Origin of the sequence: Actinomadura sp. GC306, assembly GCF_004348665.1 — a bacterium.
Taxonomy (GTDB): domain Bacteria; phylum Actinomycetota; class Actinomycetes; order Streptosporangiales; family Streptosporangiaceae; genus Spirillospora.
Window position 1 is genome coordinate 48,320 of the sequence record NZ_SMKM01000007.1, and the last position, 15,814, is coordinate 64,133.

Below are 15,814 nucleotides of genomic sequence, written 5' to 3' on the forward strand. Positions count from 1 at the left end.
CCTACAAAGCGGACTCCTAGAGTCTGGGGCGTGAGCGAGAACGAGACGCGGATCCTCGTGGTCGAGGACGAACCCACGATCGCGCGGGCCGTGGCCGACCGGCTGGCGGCGGAGGGGTTCGGCGTCGCGACCGCGGCGGACGGGCCCACCGCGGTCGAGCGCGCCCGCGAGTACCGGCCGCACCTCATCGTGCTGGACGTGATGCTCCCCGGCTTCGACGGCCTGGAGGTCTGCCGCCGCGTCCAGGCGGAACGGCCCGTCCCGGTGCTGATGCTGACCGCCCGCGACGACGAGACCGACCTCATCGTCGGCCTCGGCGTCGGCGCCGACGACTACGTGACCAAGCCGTTCAGCATGCGCGAGCTCGTCGCCCGGATCCGCGCGGTGCTGCGGCGGGCCGACCGGCCCCCGGTCGGCGCCGCCACCGACGCCGCCCTGTCCGGGGCGCCGGTGCGACTGGGCGAACTGGAGGTCGACCACCGGGCCCGCAGGGTCCGCCGCGGCGGCCGCGAGGTGCACCTCACGCCCACCGAGTTCGACCTGCTCGCCTGCCTCATGCGCAACCAGGGTGCTGTTCTGACCCGCGCCGTCCTGCTCGAACAGGTGTGGGACTGGTCCGACGCGTCGTCCGGCACCCGCGTCGTCGACAGCCACGTCAAGGCGCTGCGGCGCAAGCTCGGGCAGGAACTGATCCGGACCGTCCACGGCGTCGGGTACAGCCTGGAGAGCCTGGAGGGCGCACCGTGACGGCCGCCGGGCGCGGGGCCGCCCACCGGCTGTGGGCGCGGCTGCCCCGCCCGCTGGACCCGCTGCGGTCGATCAAGGTGAAGTTCGGCGTCGTCGTGGTCGTCACCGCGTGCGTCGCCGTCCTGATCGTCCTGTGGGGGTACCCGCTGGGGTTCCGGGCGCGGGAGACGATGCCGCTCGGCCTGCTCATCGCGGTCGCCGTCATCCAGCTCGTCGCGCACGGCATGACCGCGCCGCTGCGGGAGATGACGGCGGCGGCGCGGGAGATGGCGCGCGGCGACTACAGCCGCCGGGTGCGGGCCACCTCGCGGGACGAGGTCGGCGAGCTCGCGCAGGCGTTCAACCGGATGGCCGCCGACCTCGCCGAGGTCGACCGGCAGCGGCGCGAGTTCGTCGCGAACGTCTCGCACGAGCTGCGCACCCCGATCAGCGCGCTGCGGGCCGTCCTGGAGAACGTCGCGGACGGCGTCACGCCCGCGACGCCCGACGTCCTGGAATCCGCGCTGGACCAGACCGAGCGGCTCGGGCGCCTCGTCACGCAGCTGCTCGACCTGTCGCGGGTCGAGGCGGGCGCGGCGGCCCTGGACGCCGCCGACATCGACGTGGCCGCGTTCGTCGCCGACGTCACCGCGGAGGCCGCCGCGAGCCACCCGGACGCGGTGTTCGAGTCCGAAGTCGCGCCCGGCCTGCGCGCCGTCGCCGACCGCGACCGGCTCCACCAGATCGTCGCGAACCTGCTCGACAACGCGGCCCGGCACGGCCCGGACGGGCGGCCCGTCACCGTCACCGCGCGGCCCGGCAACGCCCCGGGCGGGCTCGTCATCGAGGTCGCCGACGAGGGGCCCGGCATCCCCGCCGAGGAACGCGCCCGCGTCTTCGAGCGCTTCTCCCGCGGCGCGGCGACCGGCCCCCGCGCGGCGGGCGGCGGCACCGGCCTCGGCCTGGCCATCGCGAGCTGGGCGACCGACCTGCACGGCGGCGACATCACCGTCCTGGACACCCCGACCGGCTGCCGCATCCGCGTCGTCCTCCCACCGAACACCGGAGAATCCGCATGACGAACCCTCCGCAGGACCCGTCAGCACCGCCGGGAAAGGCCCCCGCCGAGCGGGCGTGGAGCGCGCCGGGCCCGGCGCCCCGCCCCGGCCCGCGGGGGTACCCGCCGCCGCCCCCGGTCGGCTACACGCCCACCAAGCTGGACAAGGCCATCGCGGCCTGGAAGCGGCCGCCGCTGCCGATGGCGCCCGCGCTGGCCGCCGGCGCGGCGATCGCCGGGCTGATCGGCGCCGTCGCGGTCGGGCCGTCGCTGCGCAGCGGGCGGCTCGGCGTCGGGGTCGTCATCACGGCCGCGGCCGTCGCGTACGTGGCGGGGGCCTCGGCCTGGTCCGCGGGGCGGCTCGTCCGGCGCTCCCCCCGCAAGGGCGGCGGCTCCCGGTTCAACCGGACCGGGGCGCTGTTCACGCTGCTCGCCCTGGGTCTGGCGGCGACCGCGGCCGTCCGCGACGCGGAATGGCTCGTCGTCCCGGCGCTGCTGCTCGCCGTCGCCACCGGCTCGTACGCGGTGTGCGGAGGACGCTCCTGGGCGGAGGTCCTCGGCGGCGGGCTCGCGGTGGCGCCGGCGGCCGGCTACACGCTGCCGTGGTCGGCGCGCGGCCTCCACCGCGCGGCGTCGCCGCGCCAGGGCAACGCCTGGCCGGTCATCCGGACCGGATTGATCGTCGTCGTGCTGGTGGCGGTGTTCGGCGGCCTGTTCGCCGGGGCCGACGCGGCGTTCGGCGACCTCGTCGCCGGGCTCGTCCCCGACATCTCGCCCGCCTCCGTCTTCCTGTACGCGTTCGCGGGTGCCGCGACGCTGCTGCTGGCCTGCGCCGCCGCGTACCTCGGGCAGGCGCCGCCGCCGCTGCGGCTGCTGACCCCCGAACCCGGCAAGCCCGCCGGACGCTGGTCCTGGGCCGTGCCGATCGCCGCGCTCGACCTGCTGTTCCTCGTGTTCAGCGCGATCCAGGCGCGGGTGTTCCTCGCCGACGACAAGGACGCGCTGCTCCGCTCGACCGGCCTCACCTACGCCGAGTACGCGCGGCAGGGCTTCTTCCAGCTCGTCGTCGTGACGGTCCTCGTCCTCGCGGTCGTCGCCGTCGCCCACCGGTACGCGCCGGCGGCGGGGCGCGCCGACCGGGTCGCCGTCCGCGCCCTGCTCGGGCTGCTGTGCGCGCTGACCCTCGTCGTCGTCGCGGTCGCGCTGCGGCGCCTCTACCTGTACGAGGAGACGTTCGGCTGGACGCGGCTGCGGCTGTGGGTGCACGCGTTCGAGCTGTGGCTCGGCGCCGTGGTGGTGCTGGTCGCGGTGGCGGGCGTCGTGCGGGGACGGGTGAACTGGCTGCCGCGGGCGGTCGCGGCCACCGGCGCCGCCGCGATGATCGCCCTCGTGGCCGTCGACCCGGACGGGTTCATCGCCGGCCGCAACGTCGACCGCTACGCCGAGACGGGCAAGCTCGACATCGAGTACCTGCGGAACCTGTCGGCCGACGCCGTCCCGGCGCTGGACCGGCTGCCCGAGCCGCAGCGGTCCTGCGCGCTGCGCGCCATCGCCGGGGAACTGGCGGACGACGAGCCGGCCATGGCCGCCAATCACGGGCGGAGCAGGGCCCGCGCCGTCCTGGAGCGCCGTCCCGTCGACGACGGCGCGATGTGCGTCAACTCGTCCTATCCCCAGTGATCGGGGCCTCCCCGGCGGCGGCGTCCATCAGAAGCAGGGCGTAGGCGGCGAGGGTCGAGTCGTCGGTGATCCGGCCCTCCCGCACCAGCGCCCTGAACTCCGCCCCGGACACCCACTTCTGCCGCATGTCCTGCTCCTCGGGCTCCCGGTCGGGCTCCCCCGCCGTCAGGTCGGACGCGACGAAGATGTTGAAGCCCTGCCCGCTCGTCCCGTGCGAGCAGTTCAGGTAGCCGAGGTGGCGCAGCGCCCCGGCGCGCAGGCCGGTCTCCTGCGCGAGTTCGAGGCGGGCGAGCTCCTCGGGGTCGGCGTCCTGCCGTCCGGGGAGGGAGCCCTGCGGGAAGCTCCAGGTGCGCCTCCCGATCGGGTACCGGTACTCCTCCACCAGGTGGAAGCCGTCCCGCTCGACCGGGATGACCAGGACGAAGTCGGGTTTGTCGACGACGCCGTAGATGCCGCGCGAGCCGTCCGGCCGCTCGACCGCGTCCTCCCGGACGATCATCCACGGGTTCTCGTAGACGACCCGCGTGCCGACCCGGCGGACCGCGGGCTCCTCACGTTCCGGCATGCCAGACCCCGCCTCCGATCGTTCCGTCGGCCTCACACCGTACCGGGGCGTTCCCGGCGGCGGCTCAGCCGCGGCGGAAGGTGACGACCTCGCCGGAGTCGCCGACGGCCTCGCGGCGCGGCTGGATCATGCGCTCGCCCGCGTTGTCGGCCAGCAGCGCGCGGGCGCGCAGCACGATCTCCAGGTCGAACCGCAGGTCCGGGTCGAGGAGCTGGTCGCCGAACAGCTCCTCCAGCTGGCGCAGCCGGTAGCGGACCGTCTGCGGGTGGACGTGCAGCCGCATCGCGACCTCGTTGGCGTTGCGGCCCGACTGCAGCCACGCCAGCAGCGTCTCGGCGAGCCGGTCCTGCTGGCTGGGCCGCAAATGCGCCAGCGGGGCGAGCCGCAGGTCCGCGAGCGAGGTGATGAGCCCCTCGTCCTGGAAGAGGATCAGCGTGGACATGTGCTCCACGCTGCGGATCACGCCGCCGTCCGCCTCGATCACGCCGCGCTGGACGAGGCAGAGCGTCTTGCGGGCCCACTGGATCGAGCGCGCCGCCTCCATCAGCGGGACGGTCGGGCCGACGACGGCGAGCGTCCCGGCGAGGGCGCGGTCGACGAGCTTCGCGCGGCCGGGCCCGTCCGGGTCGGGGATGATCAGGCTCGGGGTGCGGCGGGTGAGGTCGGCCAGGACGTCGGGCGGGAACGCGGGCTGCCGGGCGTCCTGGTTGTGCCCCCCGAGGGCCACCGCGGCGACCGTCCGGGGGATCGGCCAGTGCGCGGCGGCGGCGAGGTCGGCGATGGCCTCCTGCGCGGCGGGCGGGTCGGCGAACAGCAGGTCCAGCAGGCGCTTGCGGCGGCGCTGCATCTCGCCGGCGACCGCGGCCTTGGCCTGGGAGAACCCCTCGGCCGCCGCGTGCGCCAGCTCGTTCTGGAACTCCATCATGACCTCGCCGACGGCGCCGAGCGTGCGCGGCGAGACGTCCAGGGCGTCGGCGCCCTCGGTGAGCCGCCGCCACGCGATCATGCCGCCGACGCGCATCGCGCTCTGCATGGCGTCGAGGCTGCGTCCCTCGCCGGCCTCGCCGCGGCCGATCGCGCGGAAGAAGTCCACCACCGAGGCGGGGTCGTGGCCGGGGTCGGCGACCCGGTCCACGAAGTAGTGGAGCACCCGCTCGACGGCGAGGCGCAGTGTCCCCGAGTAGGAGCCGTCGCCCGGACGGTCGTACTCCCTGACGCGCGTCTGGATCTCCTGGATCATGTCGTCCGCCACCTCGTCGAGGTGCGGCCGCATGTGCTCGGCCAGTTCCCTCGGCAGATCGGGCCACGGGCGCCCAGTCGTGGTGGAGCCTTCGTCCGCCACAGAACCTCCCAGCACTCGTTCCCCAGTGTCGCGCGCCATCCACACGGGGTAATTGCTTACTTATGAGTCTAGTGTGGGGCAAATCATGACCCGTGGCATGCCCGGGGGCAAAGTCTAGGTCGAGTTTCGACCGACTTCGGCCGGGTTCATGGCGAGTTGTACCGCGGGTCACCCGGCCGGCCCCGTACCGGCCGCGGCAGCGCCGCCGCCGGTCGGCGCGCGGCATGAGACATATCTGGCGTGAGGCGGGTACCTCCCAGCCGACCGGAGTGCTGACGAACGGCTGGAAGAGACATGTTCGAGATCGAGGACATCCGGGACTGGCGCGGCCGCGAGGTGATCGACGAGGCCGGGAGCAGGATCGGGCACCTGGAGGCGATCTACGTCGACACGGCGACCGACGTGCCGTCCTTTGCCACCATCAAGACCGGCATGCCGACCAGGCAGCGGCTCGTGTTCGCCCCCCTGGAGGGCGCCACGGTCGGGCCGGAGCACCTGCGGATCGCGCACGCGAAGAAGCAGATCAAGAACGCCCCCGCCATCGGGACGGACGGGCAGCTCCTCGCGGGCGACGAGCAGGAGGTCTTCGCCTACTACGACCTCCCCTACGACGCGGCCCCGGACGAGCGCCGCCTCGCCCGCCGCTGACCGCCCGCCCAATGCGTTGACTTGCGGCGTGTTGTTGTTATGGCGAGCCGGATAACAACAACACGCCGCAAGTCAACGGCTTGGCGTTTGCGGGGTCAGTGGCGGTAGAGGTTCAGCTTGTCCTCGCCGATGCGCTCGCGGAGGGCCGGGTCGTCCACGCCCTGCCCCTCGCCCGTGGCGCCGCAGAGGACCGCGACCTTGCCGACGTGCTGGTTGGTCTGCACCGCGCGGGTCGCCTCGCCCGCCTCGTCCAGCGGGAAGACCTTCGACAGCGTCGGGTGGACCATGCCGAGGCTCACCAGGCGGTTGACCTCCACGGCCTCGTGGTAGTTGAACCCGTGCGAGCCGATGATGCTCTTGAGCCGCATCCACAGGAAGCGGTTGTCGTACTCGTGCTTGTAGCCCGTGGACGAGCCGCACGTGACGACCTTGCCGCCGCGCTTGGCGACGTACACCGACGCGCCGAACGTCTCCCGGCCGAGGTACTCGAAGACGATGCCCGGGTCCTCGCCGACGAGGCTGCGGATCGCCTCGCCCAGCATGCGGCCGGCCTTGGGGTGGCGCAGGCCCTGCTCGCCGAGGTTCAGGTCGTTTCGGTTGATGACGTGCTCGCAGCCCTGCGCGCGGACGAGCTCGGCCTTCTCCTCCGACGACACGACGCCGACCGGGATGCCGCCGCCGTTCTTCACGAGCTGCGTCGCGAACGAGCCGAGGCCGCCGGTCGCGCCCCACACCAGGACGACGTCGCCCTGCTTCATGCGGGCGCCGTGCTTCCCGACGAGCATCCGGTAGGCGGTGCCGCCGCAGAGGGTGACCGAACCGGCCTCTTCCCAGGTGAGGTGGGCGGGCTTCGGGATGAGCTGGTTCGCCTTCACGATGCAGTACTCGCCGAGCGACCCGAAGTTCGTCTCGAAGCCCCACGCGAGCTGCGTCTCGCTCATCATGCCGTCGTCGTAGGAGCCGTGGTCCTCCTCGTCGACGTACGACGGTGACAGCACGACCTTGTCGCCGACCTTCCAGCTCTTCACGCCGCTGCCGGTCCGGACGATGACGCCGGAGCCGTCCGAGCCGAGGATGTGGTACGGCAGGTCGTGCCGGGCGCCGTACCAGCCCTGCCGGCCGAACTTCTCCAGGAACGCGAACGTCGGCACCGGCTCGAAGATCGCCGACCAGACGGTGTTGAAGTTGATCGCGGCCGACATCACCGCGACGACGACCTCGTCGGGGGCGAGCTCGGGCATCTCGACCTCGCCGACGTGCATCGAGCGGCGCACGTCCTTGTCGGTCTCGCCCTCGAAGATCCCGACCTCTTCCTTGCGGGTGAACGCCGCGCGGAAGCGGGTCGGCAGGTCGATCTCCTGCAGCTCAGGGCCGCTCGCGCCGGATCGTACGGCGTCGAGCAGGGCGTGGGACGGGCCGGGCTGGGCCATGGGGGTGTCCTCCGTGGAACGACGGGGTTCGTTTCGGGCCGGCCTTCAAGGGGCCGTCGGGGCCGGGACGGCGTCGTGCTCCCGCCGTCCGGTGAGCCGGTCCGCCAGGTGCGCGGCGAGGGCCTCCACACCGGGCGGGTCCAGCAGGTTGAGGTGGTGCGCCCCGGTGATCGTGACGATTTCGAGGTCGGAGCAGAGCCCGCCGAAGCCGTTCGTGCCGTCGAGCACGTAGCGGGCATCGCGGACGGCCCAGGGGGTCTCCTCGGGCGCGTAGTAGAGGATCACGCGGCCGTCGTACGGCTCGGGCTGGTACGCCTCCAGGGATCGGGTGTCCTGGTGGGACGTGAGCTGGTGCGTGAGGGCCGCAGGCGGGATGTGGTCCACGAGGGGGGCCGCACGCTCCATGACCAGCGCGAACTGCGCTTCCTCGTCCAGCCCGGACAGCTCCTCGTAGGTGAGGGTGACGTCCAGGCCGTACGTCTCGTTGATGTAGTCGGCGAACGCGGAGAACCGGCGCGCGAGGGTGTCGGACTCGTCGTCCACCGCGAGCGGGAGGCCCGCGTCGAACAGCGCGACGAACTCGACCTCGCGCCCGGCGGCGGTGAGCTGCCGCGCCGTCTCGTAGGCGAGCACGCCGCCGAACGACCAGCCGCCGAGCCGGAACGCGCCCTCCGGCTGCGCCTCCAGGAGGTGCTCGACGTAGCGGGCGGCGCGTTCCTCGACGGACGGCGCGTCCTCGAACCGCTCCAGGCCGTAGACGGGCTGGTCGGCGCCGAGCAGGTCGACGAGCTGCCGGTAGCAGGCCGTGGTGCCGCCCGCCGGGTGCGCGATGAAGATCGGCCGCCGGTCGCCGGACGTGCGCAGGGGGCGCACGGTCTGCCGCGCGGCCTCCTCGTCGGCGGCCCGGACGAACTCGGCGACGTGCTCCGCCGTGGGCACCTCGAACAGCTCGCCGCGGGTCACCTCGGCGCCGAGTTCGGCGCCGACCCGCGCGACGATCTCGTCCGCCTGGTGGTCCCGCCCGCCCAGCTCCGTGAAGAAGTCGGCGGTGACGCCGACGCGGTCGAGGCCGAGGACGTCCTCGAAGATGCGGACGGCGAGGCGCTCGGCGGCGTCGCGCGGCATGACGTACCCGGCCTCGGCGTTCGAGGCCGCGCCCCCGGCGGCGGGCGCGGGGGCGTCCGCCAGGCCGAGCTCGCCGGCCGCCCACGCCTCGAAGACGTTGACGCTCGCGCCCTGCAGCAGCACCGACGCCGGGACGGTCAGTCCGAGGTCGTGCTCCACGCCGCTCTTGATCCGCACCGCGACGAGGGAGTCCAGGCCGAGGTCGGTGAGCGGGACGGCGGGGTCGAGCCGCTCGGGGTCGAAGCCGAGCACCGCGGCGATCCGGTACCTGACCTGCGCGGCGATCATCCGGCGCGCCACCGCGGGGTCGAGGTCCTTGAGCGCCTCGACGCCGGGCCAGTCGCCCGCGTCGTCGCCGCCCTGCGCGCCGGCCGCCTCGGTCAGCGCGGCGAAGTACGGCATCTCGCGGATCTCGGGGAACAGCCCGACCGCCGTGCCGGGGTCGAAGCGCAGCACGCCCGTCGCGGGCATCCCGTGGACGAGCAGCGCCTCCAGCGCCTCCGCGCCCTCCGCCGGGCTGATCGGGTCGATGACAGTGACCGACGTCTCGACGGCCCCGCCGACCTGCGACCAGGTGCCCCAGTTGATGGTGGTCCCGGGACGCCCGTTGGCACGCCGGTACGCCATCAGCGCGTCGATCGCGGCGTTCGCGGCGGCGTAGGCGGCCTGGCCCGGCGAGCCGAGCAGCGCCGCGGCCGACGAGTGCATGACGAGCCAGTCGAGGTCGAGGTCCCAGGTGGCCTCGCTGAGTCGCCGCGCGCCCTCGACCTTCGCCGTCCACACCCTGTGGAGATCGTCCGGGCCGAGGTCGGCGATCAGCCGGTCGTCGACCGCGCCCGCGCCGTGCACGACCCCGCGGAGCCGGGCACCGCCCTCCTGCGCGACCCGGACCAGCCGCTCGGCCGTGCCGGGCTCGGCGATGTCGCCGAGGACGACGCCGACGTCCACGCCGTCCTCGCGGAGGCGCGCGATCACCTTCTCGGCGTCGGCGTCGGGCCCGCCTCGGCCGGACAGCACGATGCGTCCCGCGCCGCGCTCGGCGAGCAGCCGCGCGGTGACCAGGCCGATGCCGCCGTAGCCGCCGGTGATCACGTAGGCGCCGCCGCGCCGCACGGCGCGCTTCGGCTTCCCGGTCGCCGCGGGGAGTTCGGCCTGCACGAGGCGCGCCACGTAGCGGGTGCCGCCGCGCCAGGCGGCCTCCCGGGCGCCGTCGTCGCCGAGCAGCTCCGCGACCAGGTCCGCGGGACGGTCGACGTCCACGTGCGTGGCCCGCTGGACGGTGCGCTCGAACGCCAGGACCCGGGTGAGCGCGCTGACGAACCCGTGGCCGGGCTCGCCCTGCTCGCCGTCCCGCACGGCGACGGCCCGGTGCGTCGCGACGTACAGCCGCGGCCCGTCGGGCAGCGAGCGGCTCACCCCGGCGACGGTCAGGACGAGGTCCTCGTCCACGACGTCCGCGGGGGGCACGAGGAGGACGCCGTCAACGGGCTCGTCCATGACGGGGTGCCCGTCCGGCGGGCGGGGCGTCAGCCGGTGCCGGACGACCCGCCGCCCGCGCTTCTCCAGCTCCGCGGCCGCCGCGCCGGCGAGCGCGTCGTCCTCACCGGACAGCACCAGCCAGGTGCCCCGCGACGGTTCATCGCCCGTGTCGGGGAGCGGCGCCTCGTCCCAGACCAGCTCGACGAGCTTGTCGGCGACCGGCACCGGAACGTCGTGGCGCTCGATGCGGCGCAGGACGACGCCCGTGGCCTCCGCGAGGATCTGCTCGTCCGCCGCGAGGAGCGCGACCGAACCCGTCATGCCTTCCTCGTCCTGGGACACCTCCACCCGGACGTGCCCGCCGCGATGTGTCGGCCCGAACACGCGCAGGCTGCCGATCGTCTCGGCCCGCCACACGCCGTCCCCGGACTTCGCCGCCGCCTCGTCCGCCAGGACGGCGAGGCACCGGTGGAACACCTCCGGGTGCAGCCGGTAGTGCGGGCTGCCGCGCTCGGCGGCCGCGACCTCCACCGCCGCGCCGTGCGCCGGCTCCGCCGCCGCGCGGTGGTCTTCGCCCACGTCCGCGCTGGCCAGCCGCACCCACGTGCCCGCGGGCGTCAGCGCGTGCACCTCGACGCGCTGCTCCGCCTCGGTGAACGTCGTCGTCACGGTCGTGTGGTCGGCCAGCGCGAGCGGCCGCTCTATCCACAGGCTGTTGACGCGGACGTCGTCGGTGCCCAGCGCCGTCGCCCCGGCCGCGATCGCCATCTCCGCGAACGCGGCGACGGGCAGCGCGCGCAGGCCGTGCACGGTGATCCCGTCCAGCCACGGCTGGGCGGCGAGCCCGACGTCGGCGCGCCAGGCGTGCCGCTCCTCGCCGGGGAACTCCACGTACGCACCGAGCAGGGGGTGCTCGTCGCGCCCACCGGACTTGCGCGCCGACAGGTCGACCCAGTGCCGCTCGTGCCGCCACGGCGCCCGCGGGACGTCGATGATCCGGCCGTCCGCGGGCCGCGCGACCGGGTGGCCGTGCGCCGCCAGCGTCGCGAGCTGCGCGTGGAAGGTGAGGGTGTCGTCGGTCTCCTCGCCCTTGCGGGCCCGCTTGAGGGTGTGGACGACGAGCGCGCCCGTCCCCTCCAGAGTCTCCCCGACCGCGTGCGCGAGGATCGGATGCGCGTTGATCTCGACGAACGTGCGGAAGCCGTCCTCGGCCGCCGCCGCGACCGCGTCGGTCAGCCGGACCGGATTGCGCAGGTTCGCCGCCCAATGCTCGACCCCGAGCCCGGTCTCCGCGCCGAGGAGGGCGCGAGGGTCGTCGAGGGCCGTCGTGTAGAGCTTGATGCCTTCGGCGAGCGGCGTCCCGCGCTCGGTGCCGACCTCGGCGAGCGCCTCGCGCAGCTCGGGGAGCAGCGGGTCGACCTGCGGCGAGTGCCCGGCGCCCTCGGCCTGCACCATCCGCGCGAGGCGGCCCTCTGCCTCGGCGCGCTTCACGATCTCCGCGACCTGGTCGGCGTCGCCGGTGACCACGGTCTGCTTCGGCGACGAGTGCACCGCCGCGTACACCTCGGGGAGGCCCTCGCCCAGCCGGGCGACCTCGTCCGCGGACGCGCCGAGGACGGCCATCGCGCCGCCGCCGACGAGCCGGGTCAGCAGCCGGGTCCGGCGGCAGATGACGCGGACGCCGTCCTCCGGCGTGAGCGCGCCCGCGACGACCGCGGCGGCGATCTCGCCCATCGAGTGGCCGACGACCGCGCCGGGGGTGACGCCGTACGACTGCCACATCCGGGCCAGGCCGATCTGGATCGCGAACAGCAGCGGCATGCTGACGGCCAGGCCGTCCGGCTTCTCGCCCGCTTCGAGGAGCGCCCACAGGTCGGGGCCGCCCTCCTCGGCGAACATGCCGTCCAGGTCGTCGATCGCCTCGGCGAACGCGGGCTCCTCCTCAAGGAGCCGCTGCGCCATCCCTGCGCGCTGCGCGCCGTACCCGGAGAACACCCACACCGGACGGCCCGGGGCACCGAGCGCCGTGCCCGTCACCACACCGGGGTGGGGGCGGCCCTCGGCGAGGGCGGTCAGCCCTTCGACGAGCCCTGCGCGGTCCCTGGCGGCGACGGCGGCGCGGGCTCGTCCGCGGCCGGCGCGCCGGTGCAGGGTGCGCGCGAGGTCGGGAAGCTGCACGTCCTGGTTCGGGATCCACTCGGCCAGTGCGGCGGCATGATCCCGTACCCGGTCGTCGCTCGTGTCGGACAGCGGGAACGTCCGCACGACGGCCGGCTGGACGACCGGCTCCTGCGCGGGAGCCTCCTCCAGGACGACGTGTGCGTTCGTCCCGCCGAACCCGAATCCGGACACACCGGCCCGTGCGGGATGCCCACGCCTGGGCCACGGCGTCTCTTCCGCCACGACCGCTAGGCGCAGCTCATCGAACGGGATGTGCGGGTTGGGTTCCTTGTAGTGCGCGCTAGGCGGGATGACGCCGTGATGCAGCGAGAGCACGGCCTTGATGAACCCGGCTATGCCCGCCGCCGACTCCATGTGCCCGAGGTTCGACTTCGCGGAGCCGAGCAGCAGGGGCTCGCCGGGGTCGCGTCCGGCGCCGAGGACCTCCCCGACCGCCTTCGCCTCGATCGGGTCGCCCAGGAACGTGCCCGTCCCGTGCGCCTCGACGTAGTCGACCTCGCGGGTGTCGATGCCCGCCGTCCCGTACACGTCGCGGAGCAGGGCGCGCTGCGCGTCGGAGTTCGGCGCGACGAGGCCGTTGGACCGCCCGTCGGAGTTCACGCCGGAGCCCTTGACTACGGCGAGGACCCGGTCGCCGTCCCGGAGGGCGTCGGACAGCCGCTTCATGACGACGGCACCGCAGCCCTCCGCGCGGACCATCCCGTCGGCGGACGCGTCGAACGCCTTGCAGTGCCCGTCCGACGCCGTCCCGCCCGCGAGGTCGAACGTCATCGTGACGGTCGGCGACAGCAGCACGTTCACGCCGCCGGCGAGCGCCACGTCCGCCTCGCCGCTGCGCAGCGCCTGCACGGCGAGGTGCGTGGACACCAGCGACGACGAGCACGCCGTGTCGACGATCATGCTGGGGCCGCGCAGGTCCAGCAGGTACGACAGCCGGTTCGCGATGATGCTGAGCGCCGCGCCCGTCGCCGTGAACGGCTCCAGGGACACGAGGTCGGACGCGGTGAACGCCGCGTACTCCGGCGCGGACACCCCGACGAACACGCCGGTGCGGCTGCCGCGCAGCGACGCCGGGCCGATACCGGCGTGCTCGAACGCCTCCCAGGCGACCTCCAGGACGAGGCGCTGCTGCGGGTCCATCACCGCGGCCTCGCGCGGGGTGATCCCGAAGAACGCGGCGTCGAACCCGGCGATGTCGTCGAGGAAGCCGCCGAGCCTGGTCGTGCGGGCGAGCAGGTCCCCGACCTCGGGGGACCCGTCGTCGAAGGGGTCCCAGCGGCCGTCGGGCACCTCGCGGACCGCGTCGCCCCGACCGGTCAGGAAGCGCCAGTATTCTTCGGGCCCGGTGAGGTCGCGCCCGCCGCCGGGGAAGCGGCAGCCGATGCCGACGACGGCGATCGGCTCGTCGTTCGCGGCCTCCCGGACCACCGCCGGTGCCGGTTCCGCGGCCTCGGCGGCACCGCCCGCGAGCGCCAGGGAGAGCTTGTTGATCGTCGGATGTTCCCAGACGAGGGTGGCGGGGAGGGAGCGGCCCAGCATCTGCTCCAGCTCGCCGGCGATCGCGACCGCGTCCCGGGACGCCAGCCCGAACTCTTCGAGGGGCCGGTCGGGGTCGACGTCGGCTGCGGTGGTCCTGGAGCGGCGCGCGATCTGCTCGATCAGGTGCCGGCGGATCGAATCCTCACTGACCCGGGTCTCATCCTGCCCGTCGGGCCGCGCGGCTCCGGAACGATCATTGCTCTGCATGCGGTGGGTTCCCCCCAAAACCGAGATCGTTCAGCGAAGCGGAGGGACCCACTTTGTCCTACGATGACCAACTCATGATGCGCATCCAGACCACTTTTCTCATCCGCTACTTGTCACGGTGATGACAAGACTCGGGAGTAACCATTGTGGCCAGATGGGAGAGTTGCGGCACCTTGGCCCACAGTCAGGGCTGAGTAACGAAGTGCGGACCAAAAGTAACAATAGCGACGAGCGCTTTAGGGGGTAGCGGCGATTTCCTGACTGTGGGGAATTCACGCCGTACGCACAGTGACCCGGGGCCGGTACCGATGGGCGCTGGCGGTCGTGGCCGTCAGCGCGTTCATGACCACCATGGACAACACGGTGGTCTTCACCGCGCTGCCCACGATCATGGCGGACCTGGACATGTCGTCGTCCGCCAAGGACTGGGTCGCCACCGGCTACATCCTGATGTTCTCCTGCCTGATGATCATGGGCGGGCGGCTCGCGGACGTCTACGGCTGCCGGATGACGTTCACCTTCGGCATGGTCGTCTTCACCGCCTCCTCGGCGGTCTGCGGCCTCGCGCAGAGCTCCGAGGTCCTCATCCTCGCCCGCATCGTGCAGGGCGCCGGCGCCGCACTGGTGCTGCCGGCCACGCAGGTGATGGTCACCGTCGGCCGCAACGACAAGCAGCGCTCCATCGGCAACATCGCCTTCATCGGCGCCGCGTCCAGCGCCACCGCGCTCGGCCCCACGATCGGCGGCGTGATCGTCCAGCACTGGCACTGGGGCTGGATCTTCCTGATCAACATCGTGCCCGGCATCCTGGTGACGGTCCTCGGGCTGTTCGTCCTCACCTCGAAGGGCGAGAACAAGCACGCCCGCATCGACCTGCCCGGCGTGCTGATCTCCGCGACGATGCTGTTCGCGTTCATCTACGGCCTGGAGTCGGGCAACCGGCACGGCTGGGGCAACCCGTCCGTCCTCAGCGTCTTCGCCCTCGGCGTGATCGCCCTCGTCTGCTTCATCCTGGTGGAGAGCTGGGCCCCCGACCCCATGATCGACCTGCGGTTCTTCCGCAACCGGGTGTTCACGGGCGGGCTGATGTCGCAGATGCTGTACGGCATCGGCTTCAACGGCATGATGTTCTACTCGCAGCCGTTCCTGCAGCGCTTCCTGGGCTTCTCGCCCCCCGAGGCCGGCCTGGTGATGCTGCCCCCCGCCATCGCGATCATGTTGCTGACCCCGATCGCGTTCCTGCTCGCCACCAAGATCGGCCCGCGCCCCGCGATCGGCTTCGGCATGGCCCTGATGGGCCTCGGCATGTTCCTGTTCTCCACCCTCCAGACCGGCGACGGCTACGCCGAACTCATGCCGGGCGTCATGCTCGTCGGCATCGGCGCCGCACTCGGCATGCCCCTGGTGATGTACGTGCTGAAGGCCGTCCCGGAGCGGCGCGCCGGGGTCGCGAGCGGCGTCATCAACGTCATCCGCGAGGCGTCCGGCGCGTTCGGCATCGCGATCGTCGGCCTGCTCATCCACGCCGTCCCCGACGAGGGCGCGGACGCGGCGGAACTGGAGACGTTCCGCGACGGCACGTCCTCGGGCCTCATCCTCGGCGCCGCCCTGGTCCTCATCGGCGGCGTGATCAGCGCCCTCACCCTCCCCAGCCGCCGCGGCTGGCTGGGCCCCAAGCACGGCAAGAAGCCCCCCGTCATCCCCGACCCGGCGGAGCCCGCCCCGGACCTGGTCCCGGCGACCTCCCGCGCGTCCCTGGACCTGGCCGTGGCCAGCGCGACCCCGCCGAACGCCCCCCTCCCGCTTCCTACCAACTGGGAGGACGAGAACATGCC

Annotated in this window: 9 protein-coding genes; 5 read left to right on the plus strand and 4 right to left on the minus strand. The window is 73.5% G+C overall.

Translation table 11 applies throughout. The annotated features are described in order from the left end of the window. Positions 1–30: 30 nt before the first annotated feature. From E1200_RS02205 to E1200_RS02215, 3 genes are read left to right on the plus strand one after another with little or no spacing between them, the layout of a single operon-like run. Positions 31–747, plus strand: coding sequence for a response regulator transcription factor (locus tag E1200_RS02205; RefSeq protein WP_131950054.1), 717 nt, complete (start codon positions 31–33; stop codon positions 745–747). Next, positions 744–1,805 (plus strand): HAMP domain-containing sensor histidine kinase, encoded by a 1,062-nt coding sequence (locus tag E1200_RS02210; protein WP_243708293.1) that lies wholly within the window; start codon positions 744–746, stop codon positions 1,803–1,805. The genes E1200_RS02205 and E1200_RS02210 overlap by 4 nt, the downstream gene beginning before the upstream one ends. Further along, positions 1,802–3,463 (plus strand): DUF4173 domain-containing protein, encoded by a 1,662-nt coding sequence (locus E1200_RS02215; RefSeq protein WP_131950055.1) that lies wholly within the window; start codon positions 1,802–1,804, stop codon positions 3,461–3,463. Before E1200_RS02210 ends, E1200_RS02215 begins: the two co-directional genes overlap by 4 nt. On the opposite strand, the gene E1200_RS02220 is transcribed toward E1200_RS02215, so the two are convergent. Both E1200_RS02220 and E1200_RS02225 read right to left on the minus strand, forming a co-directional pair. Next, a complete protein-coding gene (locus E1200_RS02220) occupies positions 3,441–4,028 on the minus strand; it encodes an NUDIX hydrolase (RefSeq protein WP_131950056.1) in 588 nt (195 codons plus the stop codon). The two genes, E1200_RS02215 and E1200_RS02220, sit on opposite strands and share 23 nt — an antisense overlap. Before the next feature lie 64 nt (positions 4,029–4,092). Further along, a complete protein-coding gene (locus tag E1200_RS02225) occupies positions 4,093–5,370 on the minus strand; it encodes a PucR family transcriptional regulator (protein WP_131950057.1) in 1,278 nt (425 codons plus the stop codon). Positions 5,371–5,664: 294 nt separating this feature from the next. On the opposite strand from E1200_RS02225, the gene E1200_RS02230 reads away from it, so the two are divergent. Continuing rightward, complete coding sequence (locus E1200_RS02230; RefSeq protein WP_131950058.1) at positions 5,665–6,018, plus strand: PRC-barrel domain-containing protein; 354 nt, start codon at positions 5,665–5,667, stop codon at positions 6,016–6,018. 95 nt (positions 6,019–6,113) lie between these two features. On the opposite strand, the gene ccrA is transcribed toward E1200_RS02230, so the two are convergent. Together ccrA and E1200_RS02240 are read right to left on the minus strand one after the other, a co-directional pair. Next, a complete protein-coding gene (ccrA, locus tag E1200_RS02235) occupies positions 6,114–7,448 on the minus strand; it encodes a crotonyl-CoA carboxylase/reductase (protein WP_131950059.1) in 1,335 nt (444 codons plus the stop codon). Positions 7,449–7,493: 45 nt separating this feature from the next. Further along, the gene (locus tag E1200_RS02240) at positions 7,494–13,979 is read right to left on the minus strand and encodes a type I polyketide synthase (protein WP_131950060.1); all 6,486 of its coding nucleotides are present in this window, start codon (positions 13,977–13,979) and stop codon (positions 7,494–7,496) included. 288 nt (positions 13,980–14,267) lie between these two features. Between E1200_RS02240 and E1200_RS02245 the strand changes: the two genes are divergently transcribed. Next, positions 14,268–15,814: MFS transporter (locus E1200_RS02245; RefSeq protein ID WP_131950061.1), on the plus strand; the 1,547-nt coding region annotated here is incomplete at its 3' end.